We start from the raw sequence: 22,345 nt of genomic DNA on the forward strand, positions 1-22,345 counted from the left end.
TCTTACTGACCCGAACCGCCGGAGCCGCCGGAACCACCGGAGCCGCCGGAGCCTGACGTCGTTCTAATGCTGGTGGGCTTTTTCACCGCATCCTTGCGATAGCGCTCGACCGCCGCCGCGCTGCGGGTGCCCTCGCCGCCTTCGACGAGAGCCGTCTCGGCATGCGGGTCGGGATTGATGACCTGCATGGCATAATTGTTGCGCACCGCACCGCCGAAAGTCGGATCATTGGTGGTACAGCCCGCCAGCGCCGGCGCAATCAGCATCGCGGCCAGAGACAATTTGCGCATGGTTGCACTCCCGCTCATAGTTCGTAACCGCTCTTCGTCTTGCCCGCTGGCGCGGATGTCGGGGCCGGAGCCGGGGCCGGCGCGGGAGCCGCCGCAGGGGCGGGGGCGCTGGGCGCCGGCACAGCCTTGCGTGTCTCGGGCGGCATGGCGTCCGGGTTGAGTGGATTGATGCCCACCGCCTTGTCGGTCCGTCCCATCAGGAACAGGTCCAGCTCGTGCGGATTGCCCACCCGGTCGGTCGGCAGCTGGGCATCCTCGGCACGCATCGGCTTCACCAGGTGCGGCGTGACGATCATGACCAGCTCGGTCTGCTGCTTCTGGAAACCGGATGACCGGAACAAGGTGCCGATGATCGGGATCGAACCGAGAATGGGAAGCTGCCGCACCGTATCCTGGAAATCGTTGCGCAGCAGGCCGGCGATGGCGAAGGACTCGCCATCGCGCAGTTCCACCACGGTCTTGGCGCGCCGCGTCAGCAGGCCCGGCACGACCAGCCCGTTGATCGTCACCGAAGCCGATGGATCGATCGAGCTGACTTCCGGTTCGACCACCAGGTTGATGATCCCGTCGCTCAGCACCGTGGGGGTGAAGCCCAGGCTGACGCCAAACGGCTTGAACTCGACCGTGATGCCGTTGTTGCCGCCGGTGCCGCCGCCCCCGCCGCCATTCTGAACGACCGGGATCGGGAACTCGCCGCCCGCCAGGAACGACGCCGTCTCACCCGACAGCGCCACCAGCGTGGGCTCCGCCAGCGTCTTCACCAGCCCCTTGCGCTCCAGCGCGTCGAGGGCGGAAAAGATATTGAGGCTGCCGATCTTGTACGCCCAGGTGCCGACGCCGAAGGTGTCCGACAGGCCGCTCAGCCCGATGGTAGGCACCCGGCCATTGTTCGTCGGGACCACGGACTGCGCGGACAGGTCACCGATGCTGCCGGCGGTCTTGCTACCCACGAAGCTGTGGTTGAGGCCAATATCCTTCGCCGCCGAACGGTTCACCTCGGAAAAGCGCACTTCCAGCATGACCTGCTGCGACGCGCCGACCGACATCATGTTGACGACCTTGTCCTCGCCGCCCGAATAGGTCTTGGCGATCTGCACCGCCCGGTCGATCGCGGCCGCATTGGACACCGTGCCGGTCAGGACGACCGCGTCGTTCGACATGCGCGCGCCGATCGGCTCGCCCGGGATCAGTTCGGACAGCTGACGCTTGAGCGTCACCACGTCCGGCCCGACCGCCACGTCGACCACCGCGATCAGCATGTTGCGGCTGTCATAAAGGGTGAGGCTGGTCGTCCCCACCTTCTTGCCCAGCACATAGAGCGACCGGTTGGTCATCGGCAGGACATCGGCAATGTCCTGGTTGCCGACGAGCGCCTTGGCAAAAGGCCGGTCGACCGTCAGCACCTGGCTCTTGTTGAGCGGCACGTCGAGCTGGCCGGCATGATTGACATTGGTCGTCGTCAGCGAAGCGACCTGTGCCCGGGCGGGCGCCGCCGCGCCGGTGGCCAGCGCCATGGAAAGCGCCAGGGCCGACAATGACTTAGCGGGAACCATAGCGCTTCACCTCATAGCTGGTGCCGGTCGTGCCGCGCACGATTTCGACCGATGCGGTCGCGGGCAGAGCGGAAACATTCGTCGGGACATGGCGGCGTGGGGCACGCATGGCCGGCGCCGGCGCCGGCAGATAGGCGGCCTCGGCAATGCGGGCACGCGGACCGGCAAAGCCGCCGACATAGGCGCCATCACGCAGATCTTCCGTGCTGACGGTCTGTACCGCCGGGTTGGGCTGGTCGGTAACATTGCGCAGCACCAGCGTCAGCTGGCCGACCTGCTGGCCCAGCACCAGCTTCTGCGCGTCGATCTGATTGACCTCCAGCGTCGCGGTCTTGCCCACGGCCGGGTCCTTGGAGCTGTCATTCGCATTCTGGTCGATGGCGATGACACGGGTATTCTGCAGCAGCACGTCCGTGATCTGCTGGCTCGCGCCAGTGCCTGGCTCCTGCGCCGTGCGGGTAACGAAGACATCGACGGTATCGCCCGGCAGGATGAAGCCGCCCGCCGCCGCCACGTCGCTCACGCGGACAGCGACGGCACGCATTTCGGGCCGCAGCACACCGGACATGGTGGCGCGGCCGCCTTCCGCGGAAAGCTTGGAGGTAAGGACCGGCTCACCCGGTTCGATCTGGCGCAGCACCACGCGCTGCTTGCCGAGCGAGGTCAGCTGGACCGGATCGCGAAAAGCGCCGGGAGGCACTGATGCCGCCGGCCAATCCACCACCTTGATCTTTTCCGGCGTGATCGCCGCGCCGAAAGGCAGGGGCATGGACGCCACCACCACCTTGACCATGCCAACCTGCGCGGTGGCCTGCTGCTGCTCGGCTCTGCTCAGATAACTGTTGGCAATGAACACCGCCGCAAGGCCCAGCAAAATCGCAAAGCCAAGGATGATGAGAGATCTGCGCTGCCCCACGACGGCTCCCCCCGGAATTTTGAATATTTGAACCGGCTGGCAACACCAGCCGGTTCTCACCAATTAGCAATCAACAACCAGTGGACTGAGCATTAACTATACAGTTTGTTGCCTTACCCATCGAGTTCTTGATCGCACCGCCGAGATTGAACGCAGCTAGCGCAATACCCGTGCCGACAATTGCCAAGATCAATGCGTATTCAGCTGCAGAAGCGCCGCTTTGATCATTCAGGATCTTTTTGAAAAAGGCCATACCTATTCCCCTATTTACGATTTAGCAGGTTCCCGTGGGCGGATTAGCCGCAATGCAGTTCGTAGCGGTGCCCATGGAATTCTTGATCGCTCCCCCGAGGTTGAAAGCGGCCAGCGCAATACCAGTGCCGACGATCGCCAGGATCAGCGCATATTCGGCCGCCGATGCACCGCTCTGGTCTCGCCAGAGAGTCTTGATAAAGCTCATATCTTTTACCCCTAATGAGCCGGATGCCCATGATCCGGCTGCTCTTGCCCAGCTCTGCGGTAGGGGCCTGACCACCTAGCGACCCCGGCGGTGATTTATCACCCACTCGCCAGGTAGTTGGCAGTTCCCGTAGAACTTGAAGCTAAAATGACCCAATGCGGTCACATGTCAACATGGTAAAAAATATCATTATTTTACAATATGTTATGCCGATTTTTTGTTAACCATTTTCGATGATGATATTTGTTTCCGAAAGTAAAAAGCATATAAAAATTAATATATCTTTAGTTATATACCTACCGCATTTTAAAGACTTACATGGCGTTATCTTCGAGTAATCATCACAATCCATCGGAAACCGGGACAGTCATCAAGAATAAATTCTATATATACATAATATATTCTTCGTAGAAAGACGCGCTTTCCACGCAATCAACAAGGTATATAACTAAAGAGAACGAGCTGCGGACAGCCTCACGAAGGTCGTAATAGCCTGATTGATGGACGGCGTCCGAAAGTCCCAGGTCGCGTCAAGCGTACGAAGCTGCGCTCAGATCCCGCAAACGACTCATCGCGACGAAAGCCCATTCCGCCGTGAAAATGCCGCGATTCGGCGCGAGTCGGATCATGCAACCAAAGGCGCACCGAAAGGCTATGGACGCCCGAGCCCCCCCCTCGCACCCGCTTGTGGTGGAAGCCTTGCGCAAATCGGAAAGTGGAATTGCCCTGTGCGGCGAGAGGCCTTGCGGCCTCAGGCGCTCACGCGATTGCGGAATGTGATGTTCACCCTGTCCGACAGCAGCAGATAGGGCAGCCAAAGCGCGGCGCTGATCAGCACCTTCTTCACATTGCCGGTCAGCAGGTCGACCAGCGCCGCGTCCACCGCATCGGGCACATTGGCCATCCCGGCAACCAGGCGAGCGATGCCCATCTGCGCCAGCAGGTCGGCGCCCCACACCATCACCAGGAAGCGCGGGAACAGCGGCACCAGTCGCAGGGCCATGGCGAAAGCGAACATGTAGAGGCTGGACAGCAGCACGACGTCCGCCAGCATCACCGTATAAAGGCCGACAAACCATGACGGCGGGTAGCTCCCCAGGGCCGGGACGGAGGCAAGGAACTCCAGCGTCCGCACCGGCACGTTGAGCGCGATGCCGACCAGCAGCGACGCCATAACGCCATACAGGCCGAACTGCGACATCTCCCGCGCCTGCAGGCAGTTGATCTTCCGCCAGCGCCCGACCTGCGCCAGCCGATAGGCCGGCTGGGCATGGACCCGCCCGGCCGGAAAAAGCTTCAGCCCCAGCAACAGGCTGCCCACCGGAGCGCCCACCACCAGCAGATAGGGAAGGATAGCCGCCCCGCTCATCGCCGGCAGGCCGGCATAGGGCGTTGCAGGAAAGGCAAGGCGCAGGCCGCAGGCAAAGGCGGCAACGAGCACCCACACGGCAATAATCCGCTCCAGATTGACCTGCATCGACAGGACCAGCGAGACGCTCTTCCGATAGAGATGATCCTTCACCGCACGCACCATGGAACCGGGACCCTCCAGATCGAACCATGCCTCAAGTCACGCCACTATGCGCGCTTGTGGTAAACCCATCGTAAATGCACGAGGGGCGGTAAAGTTCGGCGGCGGGCTGATAACGGCGTCGGGCGTTATCCGGCGCATCTATTTCCTGGGGACGCTGATCTGGATCATGGTCCGGCCACCCAGGTTGCGCAGAAAGACCTCACCGCCCAGCGCCTGAACCCGTCGCATCAGCGATCGCGACGGGACCACCCCCCCTGAACCCAGCCGGGCCAGGTTGGGAACGCCGTCGTCCGTGACCTGCAGCGCGATCCGGTTGCCTTCGGGACGAAGCGAAAATTCGACCGCCCCCGCCTTGGCATGCCTGACAGCATTGGCGACGATCTCCCGCATGGCGAAGCTCAGTTCGCGGCCGATCATCGCGCTTGTCGCGCAATTGCCGTCCTCGACGTTCAACTCGCAGCGGATGCCCCATTGCTCGCCCAGCGACCGGACCACCATCGCCAGCGTTTCGGGCAGATAGGCGAAGTCATCATCATCCAACTCGGGGTTAATGATATGGCGGATGGTGGCGATCTGGTCCTTGGCGATGCGGTCGATATTCTCGACCACAGGAAGCGGGTCGACGATGGTCCGGTTCAGCAGCGGTGCCACCTGGAACCGGATGCTCGCCAGCGCCTGGAGCACGCTGTCATGCAGTTCGCGCTGCAATCGCTCCCGTTCGCGCGCGCCGGCAATGACATGGGCCAGGTCCAGGCTGTTGCGGACCATCAATTCCTCGCACGCGCGCTCGAACAGGCGGTGGGCAATGGCGAGGGCATCTTCATGACGGGGATCGTCCAGTTGGGCAGCGCCCACGGCCTCGAACGTGCCCAGTGAAACGCGGATCGTCATCACCGTCGCGCCAAGGAGCAGATCGCACCACGCCTGACCGCCCCGCGTGAGGGGGCGAAGCTGGCTCGCGCCGTCCGGCGACAGGCTGATCGAAGCGCCACGGCGCCGGTCGTGCCAGGCCGTGTCGCTGGCCAGCAGTGCTCCCGTCCCCTGCGGTACCGCGTCGCCATCGCGGCTGGACGTCAAATGATAGCGATCATGGTTGGACGACCGGAAAAGGACGGCAATATTGTCTGCCTCGGTTGCGCCCTTGAGGGCCTGCAACAGGAAGGCGCCCGCCCCTTCCTTTATCGGTGGCAGGTGTGCGTCGGCAAGCCGCGCCTCGCTTTCGCGCTCCAGCAATCTTTCCCGGCGAGGCCCCAGCAGGGCCCCGGTCACGGCGATGACGATGACCAGGTACAACACTCTCAGCGCGATCCGCTCGGTATCAGGCTCGGCTGGCACGAGGGCCAATTCGTCGCCCCATATCGTCGCTGCGGCCAGCAGGCCAACGACCAGGCCCACCAGCAGCGCCAGGCGGCGGCGGACGATCAGCGCGGTTTCGACCGCCACGAACAGGCTGCCGGGAAAATAGGGGCTGCTGGACGGATTGGTGACCACCAGCAGCGCCAGGAAAAGCAACGCATCGAGAAACACGACGGGCTTGCGGATCCGCATCTCGACGACCCAGGACCGCCCCGACAGCAGCAATGCACCGGCCGCCAGCGCGAGCATGGCCAGCAGGATGGCATGTTCCGCCTGCTCGGCCCAGGAACGCGGACTGGCGAAAAGGAAACTTGCCAGCACATAGACGATCGCCAGCGTCAGCCTCGTCACGTCCAGCATACGCCATGGCCGGAGAGGCGAGAGCGATTGCAGGCGCCGCCTGTTCAATAATTTCGCCAGTTCGCCATGCTCATGCTGCACGCGTTGACATTCCCCATGACCGTTACGACTATTATTTTGGATATATTACTTTGGTCTGGTCTCGTATTGGGTATGATTAACTTACAAGCTCATTCCCTAATCCAAAATACAGGAAAGCATAAAATTTCGTCCAGGGAAATTCCGATACTTGCAAGCACGCGCCCATAACGTTCAGCGACTGGGTTCCCCTCTCCGACGGTTGGTCGAAGCTAACCCAGATCATGATAAACGCAAGTGAAACAAACGCCTAGCCGGCAGCATGGAGTGCAAATCTTCGCGAGCCGTCAATTCGCGAGATCATCCATGAAAATAGTCATACACCTGCTGCGCCACCGCCTTCGACACGCCGGGCGCTTTCAGCAGATCCTCCAGCGCGGCGCTCTTGACCGCCTTCGCCGTCCCGAAATGCATCAGCAACGCTTTCTTGCGCGACGGCCCGATCCCCGGCACCTCGTCCAGCGAACTGACGGTGATGGCCTTGCTGCGTTTCTGCCGATGCGCCCCGATCGCGAAGCGATGCGCCTCGTCCCGCAACCGCTGCAGGTAGAACAGCACCGGATGATTGAGCGGAAAGCTGATCTCCCGCCCGTCGGGCATATGGAAAATCTCCCGCCCTTCGCGCCCATGATGCGGCCCCTTGGCGATGCCGATCATGCAGACATCCTCGATGCCCATATCCTCCAGGATCGCGCGCGCGGCCGACAACTGTCCCTTGCCCCCGTCGATCAGCACCAGGTCGGGCCATTCCCCGCTGTCCCGGTCCGGATCCTCGCGTGCCGCCCGTCCAAAGCGCCGCTCGAACATTTCCCGCATCATCGCGAAATCGTCGTTGGAAGTCTCGGGGTTTTTCATGTTGAATTTGCGATAGGCGCTCTTGCGAAAACCTTCCGGCCCCGCGACCACCATCGCCCCCAGGGCATGGCTGCCCTGGATATGGCTGTTGTCATAGATTTCGATCCGGTCCGGCACGCCATCGAGCCCGAAGGTATCGACCATCTCGTCCAGCACCTTCGCCTGGGTAGTCGTTTCGGCGAGCCGACGGTCAAGCGCCTCCACCGCATTGCGCTGCGCCTGCTTGATCAACCGCGTCCGATCGCCCCGCTGGGGCACTTCGATCCGTACCTTCGCGCCGATCCGCTCGCCCAAAGCTTGGGTAATCAGGTCACATTCCGCAGGCGCACGGTCCGCAAGGATCAATCGCGGCGGCGGCACCTCTTCGTAAAATTGCGCCATGAAACTCGCCAGCACCTCATCCTCCGCCACTTCAGCGGTATGCACGGGGAAGAAACTGCGATGGCCCCAATTCTGGCCGCCCCGGATGAAGAAAGCCTGGATGCACATTGCGCCGCCCCTGGTCGCCAACGCGAATATGTCCGCGTCCCCCAACCCTTCGGCGTTGATCGCCTGACTCCCTTGGATGAAGGTCAGCGCCTTCAGCCGGTCGCGCAGCACCGCTGCCTGTTCGAAGTCGAGCGAGGCGGATGCCGCTTCCATGGCCTGCCCCAGCTTCCGTTGCACCGCAGTCGACTTTCCGCCGAGGAAATCCTGCGCATCCTTCACCAGTTCGGCATAGCCCGTTTCGTCGATCCGCCCGACACAGGGCGCCGAGCAGCGACGGATCTGGTAGAGCAGGCAGGGGCGCGAGCGGTTGGCGAAAAAGCTGTCGGTGCAGCTGCGGAGCAGGAACAGCTTCTGCAGCGCATTGATCGTCCGCGTCACCGACCCGGCGCTGGCGAAGGGACCATAATAGCGCCCCTGATATTTACGCGCGCCACGATGCTTCTGCACCCTTGGAAAGGCATGATCCTCGCGCAACAGGATGAACGGAAAGCTTTTGTCGTCCCGCAGCAGGACATTGTACGGGGGCCGGAACCGCTTGATCAGCTGCGCTTCCAAGAGCAGCGCCTCGGCCTCGCTGTTGGTGGTGACGATCGTCATCGATCGGGTCTGCGCCACCATGCGTTGCAGCCGCTTGGGCAAGCGGTCGATCTGCGTGTAATTGGCCACGCGATTTCGCAATGCTCGCGCCTTGCCCACATAAAGGACGTCGCCGCGCGCATCCTGCATCCGATAGACGCCGGGCCGCGCAGGCAAGGTCTTCAAGGTTATGCGAATCGCCTCGACGCCGGCTTCCATGTCTGGCGCCCCGGCTCCACGGACGGTGTAACTGGCCTTGTCCTCATGAAAACGGTCGGGCGATTGGGGATGCGACATTCGGCAGAGATAGCGGGGACGATGACAATCGCAATGGCGGACGCGCGGTGAAAGGGTTCGCGCCCATTGAAACCGGGCCGCCATTCCCCACCTACGCGGCGCCGCCTTCGTAGAGGCGGGATCGGACTACCCCATCGGTGCTGGCGCTCGACCAAGCAAGCGCCGCCCTCCCAGGCAGAATGAAGGGACACACATGGCCGTGAAAGCCTATGGCGCCTATGCCGCCGACAAACCGCTGGAACCTATCGAAATCGAACGCCGCGCAGTCGGTCCCAACGACGTCCAGATCCAGATCGCCTATTGCGGCGTCTGCCACTCGGACCTTCACCAAGTCCGCTCGGAATGGGAAGGAACGCTCTATCCCTGCGTACCAGGGCATGAGATCGTTGGCCATGTCACTGCCGTTGGAGAGCAGGTCACCGCCTTCCGCCCCGGAGATACGGTTGGCGTCGGCTGCATGGTCGATAGCTGTCAGCATTGTTCCTCCTGTGACGAAGGGCTGGAACAATATTGCGAAAATGGTTTCGTCCCCACCTACAATGGCCCGACCGCAGACAAGCCGGGCCACACGCTCGGGGGTTATTCGCAAAGCGTCGTCGTCAAGGACAGCTTTGTCCTGAAGATCCGCCATCCGGCGGATCAACTCGCCGCCGTCGCCCCGCTTCTCTGTGCCGGGATCACGACCTACTCGCCCCTGCGCCACTGGCTGGTGGGGCCCGGCAAGAAAGTCGGCATCGTCGGTATCGGCGGCTTGGGTCATATGGGGATCAAGTTGGCGCATGCGATGGGCGCGCATGTCGTGGCTTTCACGACATCGGAGTCCAAGCGCGCGGACGCACTTGAACTTGGCGCCGACGAGGTGGTGGTATCGCGCAACGCTGATAAGCTTGCCGCCCATGCCAACAGCTTCGACTTCATCCTCAACACCGTTGCGGCAAGCCATGATCTTGACCAGTTCACGGCGCTGCTGAAGCGCGATGGCACCATGGCGCTGGTCGGCGTTCCTGAACATCCCCATCCCTCCCCTCATGTCGGGATGTTGATATTCGGCCGCAAGTCCATCGCCGGGTCATTGATTGGCGGAATTGCCGAAACCCAGGAAATGCTCGACTTTTGCGTCGAAAAGGGGATCGTCGCCGACATCGAAATGATCGCCGCCGACGACATTGAAAACGCCTATGCCCGCATGCAGAGAAGCGATGTCAAATACCGCTTCGTCATCGACAGTGCCACACTGAGCTGAGGCAGGGCGATCGGGCCACAAAAAGGGGCCGGTGCGATGTTACGCACCGGCCCCTTTAAAAGCATGATGTCTGCGATCAGATGTGCGGCCCAAGCCCTTTTATCGCACCATCGACCAGTGCCCGATCCGCCGCCGCATCGTGGTTCTGCGCAATCAGCGTCGCTGCCGCGCTCGTGGCGGCATTGACGGCCTTCGCGCGAATGCCGGCAATCGCCGCGCGTTCTGCCGCGCCGATCTTGTCCTCGGCCATCTTCTGACGACGAATAACGAGCGCTGCGGCGTTGACCTTCGCGTCTTCCAGCAGCGTTTCCGCTTCGCTCTGGGCTGACTTGCGCATCGCTTCGGCCTCGCCGGCCGCCGATGCGAGTTTCGCCTCATATTCGGCCTTGAGCGCTTCCGCTTCCGTCCGCAGCTTGGCCGCTTCGGCAAGCTGGGTCTTGATCTGGGCAATCCGTCCATCGAGCGCGCCACCGATCAGGCCTGGCACTTTCTTGACGAGAAGGATGGTGATGAAGACCGCCATAGCAAGGCTGACCCAGGCGGTGGCATCCATGCCAATGGCCTTCGGATCGCTGTGCGGCGCCGCGCCTTCGTGAGCGACGGTGCCGACTGGCTCCATCGCTTCGCTGTGAATTGCGTCGTCCAGATGCGGGGGCGCGCCCTCGCTCTGCTGTGCTGCTGCCTCAGCCATGGACCAATGCCGCCTTTACTGCGTTACGGGCCGCTTCATCCGACGCGCTCACGCCGGAGATGCGGGCCACCATGTCGCGCGCCGCATCGGCGGCGACTGTTTCGATTTCTGACATGGCCGCGCTGGTCGCGGCTTTAATGCGTGCCTCCGCAGCGCTGATGAGCTGCGCGATTTCCGCATCTGCAGCCGCCAGCTTCACTTCCGAAGCCTTGGCAGCCTCTGCCTTGGCCTGAGCCAGCGTCGCCTGCGCCGCAGCACGGCTTTCCGCCTCGCGGGCACGATAATCGGCTTCAGCTTCATCCGCGCGGGAGAAAGCGGCCTTCGCGGCATCGAGATCGCCCGTGATCTTCGCGTCACGCGCATCGGCCGTCGCCTGGACCTTGGGCACCATACCACGGCCGATGACGAAGAAGACGAAGCCGAAGGTCAGCAGCATCCAGAAGATCTGCGATGCATAGGTTTCGGCGATTTGCGCGATTTGAGGCATTTTTCGATCCGTTCGATCAGGGCACCGTCAATTTTGAAGCGGATACAGGACGATGACGTCGTCCTGTATCCGCTTCAAGCGGTTGTCAGGCCACGAACACCAGGATCATGGCGATAACGAACGCCAGCAGACCCAGAAGCTCCGCCGCGGCGAAACCGATGAACAGGCGGCCCTGCTGGCCGTCAGCAGCACCCGGATTGCGCAGCGCGCCTTCCAGGAACGATGCGAACACGTTGCCCACACCCAGCGAGGCGAGGCCAGCACCGATGGCAGCCAGGCCAGCACCGAGCAGCTTTGCGGCTTCTGCGTCCATGTCGTAAACTCCCTTTTCTAAACTCGTACAAACGTTGAGGAAATGTCGAAAAACTTAGTGCAGATTCTCGGCGTCGTTCAGATAGACCGAGGTCAGCAGCGCGAACACATAGGCCTGGATCACCGCTACCAGCACTTCCAGCGCGCTGATGCCGATCATCAGGATAAAGCTCGCCGAACCGACGGTCAGACCATAGCCGACGCCCGCATTCGTGCTGTTGATGACGAAGCCGGCCAGCACCTTCAGCAGAACGTGTCCCGCGGTCATCGCGACGAACAGTCGCAGGCCAAGGCTGAACGGGCGTACCATGAAGGAGACCAGCTCGATCGGGAAGATCACCGGGATCATCGGCAGCGGCGTGCCATGCGGCACGAACAGCGAGAAGAAGTGCAGCCCGTGCTTGTAGAATCCTACCGCCAGCACGATCGAAAAGCTCATGATCGCGAGCACACCGGTCGCGGTGAAGTGGCTTGTGAAGGTGAAGGGATGCAGGCCGATCAGCCCCAGAGGCAGAAGCCCAAGCAGATTTGCCAGAAGGATGAACATGAACAGCGAGAAGACGTAAGGGATGTACTTCTTGCCCCCCTCACCGACGTTCGAGATCAGCAGGCTCTTGATGAAACCGGTCATATATTCGACCGCCATTTGCCAGCGGCCGGGCACCAGTTCTCGCTTCATGCCGCCGACCACAAATATCCACAGCACTACAGCAGCCGCCACCATGTAGAGCGCGCTGTTGGTGAAGGCGATGTTGAAGCCGCCGAGCGACAAGTGGTCCGTACCGAACAGCGGTTCGATCGCAAACTGATGCATCGGATCGATTTTGCCGGATTGTGCCACGTTGACCCCTGTAAACGTCTTGCCTTCGGACTAAGATAAAAGCGCCCCTATTGGTCGGGACGCTTCGTCGTCGTCAATTTGATGATGTTCCTGAACGCTACCACGATCCCGAGACCGAGGAAAACGAGCAGAAGCCAAGGCGACGTCCGCAGGAAGTAGTCCAAAGTCCCACCCACTACGGCACCGCCAGCAAGACCACCGATCAGCTCGGCGAGAACCCTGTTGCCCAGGCGCGATCCATCGTCCGCCTGCTGCTCGGTCGTCCCCTGTCTGACCTGTTCGGCTCGTTCGGCCTTTGCGATCCGCTCCTCCAGGGAAGCGATCCGCGCGTCCTCATCCGCCGGGTCTTGCCCGGGCACATCCGCTGCCATGACCGTTCCTTTCCGTTTCAGGGGCTTGGACCCCACGGCAGGCGGCATGGCGCTTGCGGCTGCACCCGTCAAGGCGCGGCCCGTTTAGAAAGGGCTTTCGGGATAGTCAACCTTAGTTGGGCAGGAGATTTCTCGGGCGCCCTGCGCGCGATCGAAACACAGCCGGTGCCCGACCCTATCCCGCGGTCGAGCAGTAGGAAGGCAGGGCGATGGGCGCTGCCCCCTTGGTCTGCCAGGGGCCCGCGCCGATGCGGTAGACCTGCCCCGACTTTACCCGGCTGGCCAGGGTCTGGCATCCGGTGGCTGCCGCGACATCCTGAACGGTGACGCCGCGCTTGCTGGCAAGATCGGTATAGGCCGCCCGCCGCTTGATGTTGATCGATTCGACTTCGGAGCGAATGGTGGCGCTGACCGACCCGGCAATGCCCAGATAGCCGTCGGCCTGCTCGCCAACGGTGCCCTCTGCCATGGCCGCGACCACGGCGCTGGACTGGGCCCGTGCAGGTGCGGTCACGACCAGGCCAGCGGCCAGGGCCACGGCAGCGCCGGCGACAATCATCAAAAACTTGCGTGTCATTGCGGGAACAACTCCGGATTATTCTGAATGAGGTCCTTGGCGTCACGCTGAAGCCGCACGACCACTTCCTGCTGCACCTTCACGTTGAGATTGATCTCGATCGGCTTGTCGGGCGCTCTCACCTGAATGCAGCCTCCCAGTGCCAAGCCGGCGAAACCCGCCGCAAAGATCGCTTCTTTCTTCATTTCCGCTCCCTGTTTGGCACAATGTCGCTTTCCGCAGGCTGAACTGCAACCCCGGCGCGAATCTTCTCCTGCACCTGGTCGCCGATGCTGTTCTGGATAAGGGTCGTGGGATCGATAAAGGATTGCGCGGTCCCCAGCAAACCACGGAAAGGCGCGGCTATACGGACGTTGAAGATGAACGGCAGGCCGGTGAAATTGCGGGCCAGTCCTGCGGGCGCACCGCCAATCTGCCCCCGATTGACCCCGTTGAACACGACATTCGTCACCATTTCGCCGTCAAGCGCGCCATCCATCAGAATCGTAAGGCATTTATATTGCAGATTCTTGAGGGCGTCGAAGGCCAGGCGTCCCATGGCGCCGAGTTGCTCGTTGGACACGGGGCCCACATAGGACAATGTGCCGCCCTGGCGATGAGGGTCGCAGGGAATCGTGGGCAGAACCCCTTCCGGCATGATGAGCGGCGGCATCCCACTTTGTCGCGCGGTCAGTACGCCCCCCACCACGCGCCCGCCCTTCGCGTTGAAGATCAGCGGCATGATGCCGTCGAATGTCCCCGTGGCCGAGATATTCTTCAGGTCCATTGCCTGGATGAAGGCGCCCGCCTCAATGCCTGTCACCCGGAAGGTCAGGTAACGTTCGCTGTCCGCCCCAAAGTCCATGGTCGTAGGCAGCAACGTCAGTCTACCGCCGGAAAACGGCCATCCGCCGCCCTCTATATGAACTTTCTGCCCCGCTTCCAGCCGGTAGCGGACCAGGCCGTCACGCACCTCCACACCCGGATTGACCGATTTGATGTGCATTTCCTGTCCGGGGGCGCTGACCAGGCCCAGCAGATCAGTGAAGCGCAGTTGGCCTGACAAACCCTCCACAGGGCCGAATGCCGCGGCCAGGGTTGCGTCATCGGTGGCGAACAGGCCATCGCTGGTGACGTTCGATCCGGTCCAACGGATATGGCCCTCCCCCCTCACGGTGGCTTTGACATTGGCGACGACGCCCAGCGCCAGGCGCGTCACATCCTCGGGTTGGAGCGAGGGTCCGAAGACGAGACCCGGGACGACAAAGTCGGCCCGACCCTGCCCGCCGCCCAAATCGTGGGACAGGGTGACATTCGCCATCAGCCCGTTGTTGCGCGGTACACGCAGTACCCCGCTGGCCGCGATCCGCCCCTCTTTCATGGTCAGAGCGAAGTCCGAAACCGCGAGCGGCTGGAACCGGCCGGGCGTCTGGGCATCCTGGACGGTCATCGCGGCTTTCAGGCGGAGTACGCCGTCGGCAAACTGCCACTCGCCCGCGCCATCCTGGAAAATCAGCGGGACAGTGCCGATCCGGCCACCCGACCCAACCAGCTTCCCGCCCAGGCGTGGAGAGGTTACGCCCGTCAGTGCGTCCGCCCGCAACAGCACCGGAGCAGCCTGAGGACCGATCGCCCATTCGACGTGCGATAGCGCAAAGCCCTGCTGCCCCAGCAGGAAGCGCGCATTGTCCGCGCTCAGACGCATCGGACTGTCGCCACTGCGGCCAGTCAGTGCCAGGTTCCGAATTTCCATGCCGCCCCGAACCCCACCGGGTCCGGTGGCAAACAACGCCCCTCCCCCCACCGGGCAAAGAGTCTGGCGCGTGCGGCCGATGGAAAAGCTGCCATAGCGAGCATCCAGAAGGGACAACGGAACGCAGCGGGGATTGATCGCGACGAAACCATCGGCGCTCAACTGGCCTTCGACCGGGGCGGTCAGGCCGCGCACCCGACCGCCCGGCAAGGGCCCGTCGAGCCTCACGCTTGTCGAAAAGCGCGTCCTGCCGCCCGGCTCAGCGGTAAATCGCACGGGTTCCAGCACCAGCCTCGCCGGACCCGCCGCATAGGGATCGACGAAGAGCTGCCCGCCATATCCGCCGCCGGAACGGCGTGCCAAGCGCAGCGCGGCATGGGGCAAACCTCCCCCTTCGGTCGTGACCGATCCCTCCAGCGCCCAGTCGATGGCCGCTCCGCCCTTGCCCGGCCAGCTGAGCGCGACTCGTCCGTCGCCGGGAATGAGCACTCGCGCGCCGCTTCGCGCTTCGAGCCGGGTTCCCGTCAGGACCAGACTGCCCCCCTGGCCGCGTTGCGCCAGAGCAAGGTTGGTCTGAAGAATATTGTCTCGTCCTGCCCGCGCAACGGCGTCCCCGAACTTGTCGGCCAGGGGCTGGAGCGGAGTACCAACGGCAGAACGGCGCATCCCCGCAAGCGGATCAGGGCCTGCCAGCTTGAGCTGGTGCGCCGAAAGCCGCCCCTGCAAGCCCATGTCGCCCTTGCCGGCATGCCAGCTACCCACAATCGCCGAAGGGCCGGCCAATACGCCCGCCCCCGACAGCGCTACCGCTTCAACCCGTGCGCGGCCACCCGTCGCCTGCGCGTTACCGTCGAAATTGATCCGGGCCGTGGGCTTCGCAAGCAGGAGGTTGTTCGCCTTCAGCGCCTCGGCGACCAGCTGAACCTGGCCAGTCCAGCGATCCAGCGCCTTGCCGAGCTGGAGGTCCATCGCCAGTTGCGGCTTTGCGATCGCAATACCCGCGCCCCGGCACCCCAGCGTAACGGCCTTCAGCGGCCCGTCTAGATGAGGTCGCGAGTCTCGCATTGCGATATCGAGCCTCGACTCAAGACCGGCAAGCGCGCATCCCGAGAAGGTGGCACGCGGCATTGTGGCCGCCACATTGCCCCGAAAGCCGGAGTGCAGATTGCCCGCGCCTTCCACCTTTATCATTGCAAGGCCGGCGTCGGTATCCAGTCGGATCCGCGCGTCCTTCAGCGACAGGCCAATATCAGGCAAGCTGAAGGGCGCGTTGGATGTGGGGTCGCGAAACTTGTCCAGCTCTCCCAGGCTAAGCGCTCCTCTGCGATATGCGGCGCGCATGTCGACGCCACCCGCCCGGACTTCGGCCACATGCGGGGAGAGGCCGGAGTAGCTGATGTCCACCTCGACCCAGCGTGCCGTCAGATCAGGATTGGCCGGATCGCCCAGCACGATATTTTCGATCCGCTGGGTCCGCAGACCAATGTCCTTGAGATCGTAGCGCGCCTCCACGCCCCGGCGATTGAGTTCGCGACCGATAAAATTTTCCGCGATGGGCCCGCGCTGAGTCCAGAGCGCGATCAGGATCAGCGCGAGCGATCCCGTTCCCACTCCCAGCCAGCGGAGCCAGCCCCGGCGCGATTCTTCGTCGCCGTCCTCATCTTCCATGCCTATGGCCAACCCCGGCTTTCACCCATTGTATCCGTAACGCCTTCACAACGTACCAGCGAGCTTAAATATCCTTGCCCGCCATTTGCGCAACGCATAGCGTCCGCCGCCGCGACACAGGGGACTGATTAAGACATTGGCGGAAAAGAACGAAAGTGGCAGTCATGACGGCGCGGGCCATCGCGCGCGGCTGCGCCAGAAGCTGGCGGACAGTGGCGGCGAAGCGCTGCACGATCATGAACTGATCGAATATCTCCTCGCCCTCGCGATACCGCGCCGCGACACCAAGCCGCTGGCCAAGGCGCTGCTGCGCGAATTCGGCGGCATCGGCGGATTGATGGCGGCGGATTGGCAAGCGATTGCGCGCGTGCCAGGCATGGGCGATACCAGCACAGCCGCAATCAAGATCATCCACGCGATACTGGTTCGGATGCTACGAAACGACGTTGCGGAGCGTCCGGTGCTCGCAAGTTGGCAGGCGCTGCTCGACTATCTGCGGGCCGACATGGCCTTCTTGGCAGTGGAGCGGGTGCGGGTGCTGCATCTCAACAGCCGCAACATGCTGATTCGCGACGAGCATATGGGGGACGGCTCCATCGATCAGGCAGCGATCTATACTCGCGAGGTTATCCGTCGGGCGATCGACCTCGGCTCATCAGCGTTGATCCTGGTCCACAATCATCCGAGCGGATCGCCCGAACCCAGCCGTCAGGACATTGAGATTACGCGCCAGATCGCTGAAGCCGGCAAGAGACTCAGCATCGCAGTCCACGATCACATCATCATCGGATCACAGGGCCACAGCAGCCTGCGCGCAATGGGCCTGTTATAGGCGGCGGAAAAGGCGCGCCCCGCTTGTCCCACTGCATCGGCCGAGACCTGCCGCTAAAGCTGACCCGGTTCAGCCGCTGAAGCCAAAGGACAGGAACTCGGGAACTGGGCCGTTCCAGCCGTCATCCGGCCCATCGGCCACAGGTTCAGGCCTGCGCTGACGTGAGCCAGCGGCCGGGGCACGGGTGGGACGAGGCGCTTCGCGGCGAGGCGCTTCGGCGCGGCGGACATCGGAACGCAACTCGCCTCGCGGCGCATCCTTGCGCCTGCCCCGTTCGCTCCGCCCCTCTTCATCTGCTTTCTGGACCGGGGCGGCGGCGGCTCCCGGCGCATCGATGGTTTCGATCGTCTGATGAATCAGCTTCTGGATATTGTCGATCGCTTCGGCATCGTCTGCGGTCACGAAGGTGTAGGCGACTCCCTTCGCCCCGGCCCGTCCCGTGCGGCCAATGCGATGGACATAATCATCAGGATGCCAAGGCGCGTCGAAATTGAAGACGTGGCTCACCCCCTTGATGTCCAGGCCTCTCGCCGCGACGTCCGATGCAACCAGGATGTTGACCGTCCCCGCACGAAAGCGCTCCAGTTCGGCAATACGGGTCGACTGGTCGATATCGCCATGGATCTCGCCCGACTTGAAGCCATAGCGCTGCAGGCTCTTGTTGAGTTCGCGCACGGTCGTCTTGCGGTTGCAGAAGATGACGGCGCTTTGCACCTCCTCGGCTTCCAGCATGGCCCGCAGCGCTTCACGCTTCTTGCGAGAATCGACCCTCACCAGCCGTTGGGTGATGTGGGTCGACGCCGTCGCCGGACGCGCCACCTCTATCGATTTGGGATTGGTCAGAAAGCGGTCGGCCAGCTTCTTGATCGGCGCCGGCATGGTCGCGGAAAAAAGCAGCGTCTGCCGCTGGGCGGGCAGCTTCGTGCAGATTTCCTCGATGTCGGGAATGAAGCCCATGTCGAGCATCCGGTCGGCTTCGTCGATCACCAGCATGTTGCAGCCGTTGAGCAGGATCTTGCCGCGCTGGAACAGATCCATCAGCCGGCCGGGCGTGGCGATCAACACGTCGACGCCCTTTTCCAGCGCCTTCACCTGATCGCCCATCTGCACCCCGCCGATCAGCAGAGCCATGGAAAGCTTGTGATACTTGCCGTACTTCTCGAAATTCTCCGCCACCTGCGCGGCCAGTTCACGCGTGGGTTCCAGGATCAGCGATCGGGGCATCAGCGCGCGGGCCCGACCATGAGCCAGGATGTCGATCATCGGCAGCACGAAACTCGCGGTCTTGCCCGTGCCCGTCTGGGCAATGCCGATAATGTCCTTCATCATGAGGACGGGGGGGATCGCCTGTGCCTGAATGGGCGTGGGCGTGTCATATCCGGCCTCGGTAACGGCCTTCAATAATTCGTCGGATAGGCCGAGATCGGCAAAGGTCATTCAGTTGTCCGGGACACAGAGGATCTCCGCCGCGCGCGCAGCGGGAATTTGGCCGCGCCTTGCGAAAATATCGGCTTCTTGTCAAGAAAATCGCGCAAACGTCCTGACCCGCTGAACGGTTCAGTCGCCCCGGTCGACCTCCTCTAGCCGTCGTATACTGTCTATTCCGCAGCTAAGGCCGTTGCGCGCCTGCAACAGATCCCGACCGGAACAGAGCGAGCCGTCCTCGTCCGGTTCGACATAGAAACCAGAATAGAAACCGGTGGAACTGCATCCCCGCTCCAACCGCGCTCGATACCGGTGATTGTCGGCTAACAACAGATCGACACCGTTTTCCACAACTACGCTGGCTGAGCGAATCGACCGCAGCGCGACGCAGCGCGGGCCCTTCTTTTCCTTCCATAGGTCGCGAGCCTGCGGCAGGATGGGCGCAGGCGCCTTGCCCTTCCTGGCCATGGGTACACGGACGATAAGCCGCTGTTCGATCGCCAGTTGCGCCATCCGAACGGCTTCGCCATCAGGCGCGATCAAAAGCAACAGAACGGAATGAAGCAAGACGGACCCCTTTTGGGGCTGGGAAGCTATGAACCGACGGTTGAACCGTCGATGAATTCCGAGGCATAGCATCGTGTCATGATAGGACAAGACATCATCGCGCGGTTCCGACAACTGCTCGGTCCCAAGGCCGTCATCACCGATCCCGACGACATCGCGCCCTGGCTGACCGACTGGCGCGGACGCTTCCATGGCGCGGCGTCCGCGATCATCCAGCCGGCTTCGACGCGGGAAGTCGCGATCGCCGTCGCTCTCGCCGCCGAATTGCGTGTGCCGCTGGTGCCGCAAGGCGGCAATACCTCCATGGTAGGGGGCGCGACGCCGCCAGCAGACGGCTCGGCGTTGATCCTGTCCTTGCGGCGGATGAACCAAATCCGATCGCTCTCGCCCGACGACAATCTCGCGGTGTGCGAGGCCGGCGTGATCCTGACGACGCTCCATGACGCGGCGGAAGCGGTGGGAAGGCGTTTTCCCCTCAGCCTTGGCGCCAAGGGATCGGCGACAATCGGCGGCCTTGTTTCGACAAACGCCGGCGGCACGCAGGTGCTGCGCCATGGGCCGATGCGCGCGCTTGTCGAAGGGGTTGAAGCCGTACTGCCCGACGGCAGCGTCTTCGACGGGCTGGACGCGCTCAAGAAGGACAATCGAGGCTACGACATCAAGCAGTTGCTTATCGGCGCGGAAGGAACGCTCGGCATCGTCACCGCCGCCGCGCTCCGCCTGGTGCCCGCGGTCGCGGCGCGAGCGGTGGGGTGGGTCGGCGTGCGTTCGCCCGCCGCGGCCCTCGCGCTACTGCGTCTGTCCGAAACGCGGTTGGGCGACAGTGTCGAAGGGTTTGAGGTGATCGCCGACGACAGCCTGGGTCATGTCCTGTCCCACGTTCCCGGCACGCGTTGCCCCATTGAAACGCGAGCGCCCTGGCATGCGCTGATCGAGGTCGATCATGGCGACCTGACTGATCCTGGCCCCGCCGAACGACTTGAAGGCGCGCTGGCCGCCGCGATCGACCAGGGCATCGCGCTCGATGCGGCGATCGCCGCCAACGAGGCGCAAGCCGAGGCCTTCTGGCGCCTGCGCGAGTCGCTGTCGGAATCAGAACGCGCGCAGGGACCCGCGCTGCAATATGACATCAGTGTTCCGGTGGCACGCATGCCCGCGTTCATGCTCGACGTGGCAGCCGGCGCCGAACGGGAATTTCCCGGCACTACAGCTTCCTCCTACGGGCATCTGGGCGACGGCAACGTCCATTTTCACGTGCGCGCGCCCAGGGGCACGACCGACGGCCCGGGCTGGATCGCCGTTCAGGGGCACGCGATCAGCGCTTTCGTCCATGATGCGGTGGTGGCGGCTGGCGGCTCGATTTCGGCGGAGCATGGCATCGGGCAGATGAAGCGCGCGGAACTCGGCCGGCTTGCCAGCCCGGCGCGCCTCCACGCCCTTCGCGCAGTCAAAGCGGCGTTTGATCCGCAGGGGATCATGAACCCCGACAAGCTGATCCCACGCGCCGACGAGGGCTGAGCACATGGCAGCGCCTTCTCCCGCCCAATGCGCCGACAAAGCGGTTGCCTGGGCAGGCCAAGGCCTATATCGCCCTCGTCCAGTTTTTAGAGACAGGTGGCGTACCCGCATGCGCCGCTTTTGACAGAATGGAACATGCAATATGGCAAGCGCGCCCGCGAATGGCCTTCCGGTTTTCTACAATGACCTGACTCCGCTCAGCAGCGCCGATCATGCCAACTGGCGCAGCCGTTCGGTCGAGTCCGCGCCGTTCCTGGTCACACAGCATGCCGTACCGCTGACCGTCGACGAATTCGTCGCTGCCCAGCGTTTCGTGCCGATCATCTTTTCGGCCGGTGAAGAGCCGGTTCCGCTCGCGCTCATGGGCCTCAACGAGGGCGTCAACACGTTCCTCGACGACGAAGGCAAGCTGCGCGGCCCCACCTATGTCCCCGCCTATGTGCGGCGCTACCCGTGGATGCTGGCAAAGCTCCGTCCCGACAGCGACGAACTTTCACTGTGCTTCGACCCGACCAGTGACGCAATTGGCGAGTTCGAAGATGGTCAGCCCCTGTTCGACGATGGCAAACCGAGCGAAGTGACGCAGGGCGTGCTCAAGTTCTGCGAGGATTTCGAACAGGCCGCCGGGCGGACGGGTCAGTTCATGAAGGACCTGACCGACCTTGACCTGCTGATGGACGGCGAAGTCGCCATCCAGGTGCCAGGCAACGACCAACCTTTTGTTTATCGCGGCTTCCGCATGGTGAACGAGGAAAAGCTGCGCGACATGCGCGGCGATCAGTTGCGGAAGATCAGCCAGAATGGGATGCTCCCGCTGATTTACGCGCATCTTTTTTCGCTGCAGTTGATGCGCGAAGTATTCGAAGCGCAGGTCAGCCAGGGCAAAGGGCCGATTTCCGTCGCGTCAGCGCCACAGACGGCCGATGCCTGACCCGCATAATTAATATAGATCAATATATTGCTGAAAAAGGTTTCTTCCTGCCACTTGAAACGGAAGCGGACCTTCTTTATCTACCGAACATACGGCGCACCTGCCCCCCTTTCGGGTGTGTCGTATGGGCGCCTCCCCCCTTTTGGAGGCGTCTCCTCCCTGAACCTTGGCCACCCCATGCGGATGCATGGGGTGGTTTTTTGTGGAAGGTCACCGCTGGCCGGTTTCGCTTGACGCGAAGCGGACAGCCTCTTAAACGCCACCGCCTGTTCGCTGCCCCGCGCGGCGTATGGCCCCTTCGTCTAGCGGTCAGGACGCGGCCCTCTCACGGCTGAAACACGGGTTCGATTCCCGTAGGGGTCACCAGACGGCATGGCTTGACCTCG

At 62.7% G+C, this 22,345-nt stretch carries 22 protein-coding genes and 1 tRNA gene; 5 read left to right on the forward strand and 18 right to left on the reverse strand.

All coding sequences use genetic code 11. The features are described 5' to 3' along the window. Positions 1 to 2 precede the first annotated feature (2 nt). The 8 genes from AAC640_RS01710 to uvrC form a co-directional block, all read right to left on the reverse strand. Positions 3 to 290: a hypothetical protein gene (locus AAC640_RS01710; RefSeq protein ID WP_340264351.1), complete on the reverse strand. Its 288-nt coding sequence runs from the start codon at positions 288 to 290 to the stop codon at positions 3 to 5. Between the two features lie 14 nt (positions 291 to 304). Then, positions 305 to 1,804: a type II and III secretion system protein family protein gene (locus tag AAC640_RS01715; RefSeq protein ID WP_340264352.1), complete on the reverse strand. Its 1,500-nt coding sequence runs from the start codon at positions 1,802 to 1,804 to the stop codon at positions 305 to 307. Positions 1,805 to 1,829: 25 nt separating this feature from the next. Continuing rightward, a complete protein-coding gene (gene cpaB / locus AAC640_RS01720; RefSeq protein ID WP_340264353.1) occupies positions 1,830 to 2,759 on the reverse strand; it encodes a Flp pilus assembly protein CpaB in 930 nt (309 codons plus the stop codon). A gap of 70 nt (positions 2,760 to 2,829) precedes the next feature. Further along, positions 2,830 to 3,012 carry a Flp family type IVb pilin gene (locus AAC640_RS01725; RefSeq protein WP_340264354.1) on the reverse strand — a complete coding sequence of 61 codons (183 nt, stop codon included), beginning with the start codon at positions 3,010 to 3,012 and terminating at the stop codon, positions 2,830 to 2,832. A 21-nt stretch (positions 3,013 to 3,033) separates the two neighbouring features. Next, on the reverse strand, positions 3,034 to 3,219 hold the full coding sequence (locus tag AAC640_RS01730) for a Flp family type IVb pilin (protein WP_340264355.1): 186 nt from the start codon (positions 3,217 to 3,219) through the stop codon (positions 3,034 to 3,036). Between the two features lie 751 nt (positions 3,220 to 3,970). Beyond that, on the reverse strand, positions 3,971 to 4,753 hold the full coding sequence (locus AAC640_RS01735; RefSeq protein WP_340264356.1) for a DUF2569 domain-containing protein: 783 nt from the start codon (positions 4,751 to 4,753) through the stop codon (positions 3,971 to 3,973). Positions 4,754 to 4,891: 138 nt separating this feature from the next. Beyond that, the gene (locus AAC640_RS01740; RefSeq protein WP_340264357.1) at positions 4,892 to 6,550 is read right to left on the reverse strand and encodes a sensor histidine kinase; all 1,659 of its coding nucleotides are present in this window, start codon (positions 6,548 to 6,550) and stop codon (positions 4,892 to 4,894) included. Between the two features lie 297 nt (positions 6,551 to 6,847). Continuing rightward, the gene (uvrC, locus tag AAC640_RS01745) at positions 6,848 to 8,764 is read right to left on the reverse strand and encodes an excinuclease ABC subunit UvrC (RefSeq protein WP_340264358.1); all 1,917 of its coding nucleotides are present in this window, start codon (positions 8,762 to 8,764) and stop codon (positions 6,848 to 6,850) included. 193 nt (positions 8,765 to 8,957) lie between these two features. Here uvrC and AAC640_RS01750 point away from each other — a divergent pair, with 193 nt between their 5' ends. Beyond that, positions 8,958 to 10,007 carry an NAD(P)-dependent alcohol dehydrogenase gene (locus AAC640_RS01750; protein WP_340264359.1) on the forward strand — a complete coding sequence of 350 codons (1,050 nt, stop codon included), beginning with the start codon at positions 8,958 to 8,960 and terminating at the stop codon, positions 10,005 to 10,007. Positions 10,008 to 10,083: 76 nt separating this feature from the next. On the opposite strand, the gene AAC640_RS01755 is transcribed toward AAC640_RS01750, so the two are convergent. The 8 genes from AAC640_RS01755 to AAC640_RS01790 all read right to left on the reverse strand — a co-directional run bounded on the left by AAC640_RS01755 (position 10,084) and on the right by AAC640_RS01790 (position 16,686). Further along, positions 10,084 to 10,698 carry a F0F1 ATP synthase subunit B family protein gene (locus AAC640_RS01755; protein WP_340264360.1) on the reverse strand — a complete coding sequence of 205 codons (615 nt, stop codon included), beginning with the start codon at positions 10,696 to 10,698 and terminating at the stop codon, positions 10,084 to 10,086. Continuing rightward, positions 10,691 to 11,185: a F0F1 ATP synthase subunit B family protein gene (locus AAC640_RS01760; protein WP_340264362.1), complete on the reverse strand. Its 495-nt coding sequence runs from the start codon at positions 11,183 to 11,185 to the stop codon at positions 10,691 to 10,693. The genes AAC640_RS01755 and AAC640_RS01760 overlap by 8 nt, the downstream gene beginning before the upstream one ends. Positions 11,186 to 11,270: 85 nt before the next feature. Beyond that, a complete protein-coding gene (locus AAC640_RS01765; protein ID WP_021240110.1) occupies positions 11,271 to 11,498 on the reverse strand; it encodes a F0F1 ATP synthase subunit C in 228 nt (75 codons plus the stop codon). A gap of 54 nt (positions 11,499 to 11,552) precedes the next feature. Then, positions 11,553 to 12,338, reverse strand: coding sequence for a F0F1 ATP synthase subunit A (locus tag AAC640_RS01770; protein ID WP_340264363.1), 786 nt, complete (start codon positions 12,336 to 12,338; stop codon positions 11,553 to 11,555). Positions 12,339 to 12,385: 47 nt separating this feature from the next. Further along, on the reverse strand, positions 12,386 to 12,709 hold the full coding sequence (locus tag AAC640_RS01775) for an AtpZ/AtpI family protein (protein ID WP_340264364.1): 324 nt from the start codon (positions 12,707 to 12,709) through the stop codon (positions 12,386 to 12,388). A 175-nt stretch (positions 12,710 to 12,884) separates the two neighbouring features. Continuing rightward, positions 12,885 to 13,286, reverse strand: coding sequence for a YdbL family probable chaperone protein (locus AAC640_RS01780; protein WP_340264365.1), 402 nt, complete (start codon positions 13,284 to 13,286; stop codon positions 12,885 to 12,887). Then, positions 13,283 to 13,471 carry a YnbE family lipoprotein gene (locus tag AAC640_RS01785; RefSeq protein WP_340264366.1) on the reverse strand — a complete coding sequence of 63 codons (189 nt, stop codon included), beginning with the start codon at positions 13,469 to 13,471 and terminating at the stop codon, positions 13,283 to 13,285. The genes AAC640_RS01780 and AAC640_RS01785 overlap by 4 nt, the downstream gene beginning before the upstream one ends. Further along, complete coding sequence (locus tag AAC640_RS01790; RefSeq protein ID WP_340264367.1) at positions 13,468 to 16,686, reverse strand: intermembrane phospholipid transport protein YdbH family protein; 3,219 nt, start codon at positions 16,684 to 16,686, stop codon at positions 13,468 to 13,470. The genes AAC640_RS01785 and AAC640_RS01790 overlap by 4 nt, the downstream gene beginning before the upstream one ends. A gap of 136 nt (positions 16,687 to 16,822) precedes the next feature. On the opposite strand from AAC640_RS01790, the gene radC reads away from it, so the two are divergent. Then, positions 16,823 to 17,518 carry a RadC family protein gene (radC, locus tag AAC640_RS01795; RefSeq protein WP_340264368.1) on the forward strand — a complete coding sequence of 232 codons (696 nt, stop codon included), beginning with the start codon at positions 16,823 to 16,825 and terminating at the stop codon, positions 17,516 to 17,518. A gap of 69 nt (positions 17,519 to 17,587) precedes the next feature. Here the strand turns inward: radC and AAC640_RS01800 are convergent, their stop codons facing one another. Both AAC640_RS01800 and AAC640_RS01805 read right to left on the reverse strand, forming a co-directional pair. Next, on the reverse strand, positions 17,588 to 18,955 hold the full coding sequence (locus tag AAC640_RS01800; RefSeq protein WP_340264369.1) for a DEAD/DEAH box helicase: 1,368 nt from the start codon (positions 18,953 to 18,955) through the stop codon (positions 17,588 to 17,590). A gap of 120 nt (positions 18,956 to 19,075) precedes the next feature. Then, positions 19,076 to 19,510, reverse strand: a complete 435-nt coding sequence (locus AAC640_RS01805; RefSeq protein WP_340264370.1) for a hypothetical protein — start codon at positions 19,508 to 19,510, stop codon at positions 19,076 to 19,078. A 78-nt stretch (positions 19,511 to 19,588) separates the two neighbouring features. Between AAC640_RS01805 and AAC640_RS01810 the strand changes: the two genes are divergently transcribed. The 3 genes from AAC640_RS01810 to AAC640_RS01820 all read left to right on the forward strand — a co-directional run bounded on the left by AAC640_RS01810 (position 19,589) and on the right by AAC640_RS01820 (position 22,325). Continuing rightward, positions 19,589 to 21,028 carry an FAD-binding oxidoreductase gene (locus AAC640_RS01810; protein WP_340264371.1) on the forward strand — a complete coding sequence of 480 codons (1,440 nt, stop codon included), beginning with the start codon at positions 19,589 to 19,591 and terminating at the stop codon, positions 21,026 to 21,028. A gap of 142 nt (positions 21,029 to 21,170) precedes the next feature. Next, positions 21,171 to 21,959, forward strand: a complete 789-nt coding sequence (locus AAC640_RS01815; RefSeq protein ID WP_340264373.1) for a SapC family protein — start codon at positions 21,171 to 21,173, stop codon at positions 21,957 to 21,959. 291 nt (positions 21,960 to 22,250) lie between these two features. Next, positions 22,251 to 22,325: transfer RNA gene (locus AAC640_RS01820), tRNA-Glu, on the forward strand. Positions 22,326 to 22,345: the final 20 nt, after the last annotated feature.

The organism is Sphingobium mellinum, assembly GCF_037860795.1.
In the GTDB taxonomy this organism is placed as follows: Bacteria; Pseudomonadota; Alphaproteobacteria; order Sphingomonadales; family Sphingomonadaceae; genus Sphingobium; species Sphingobium mellinum.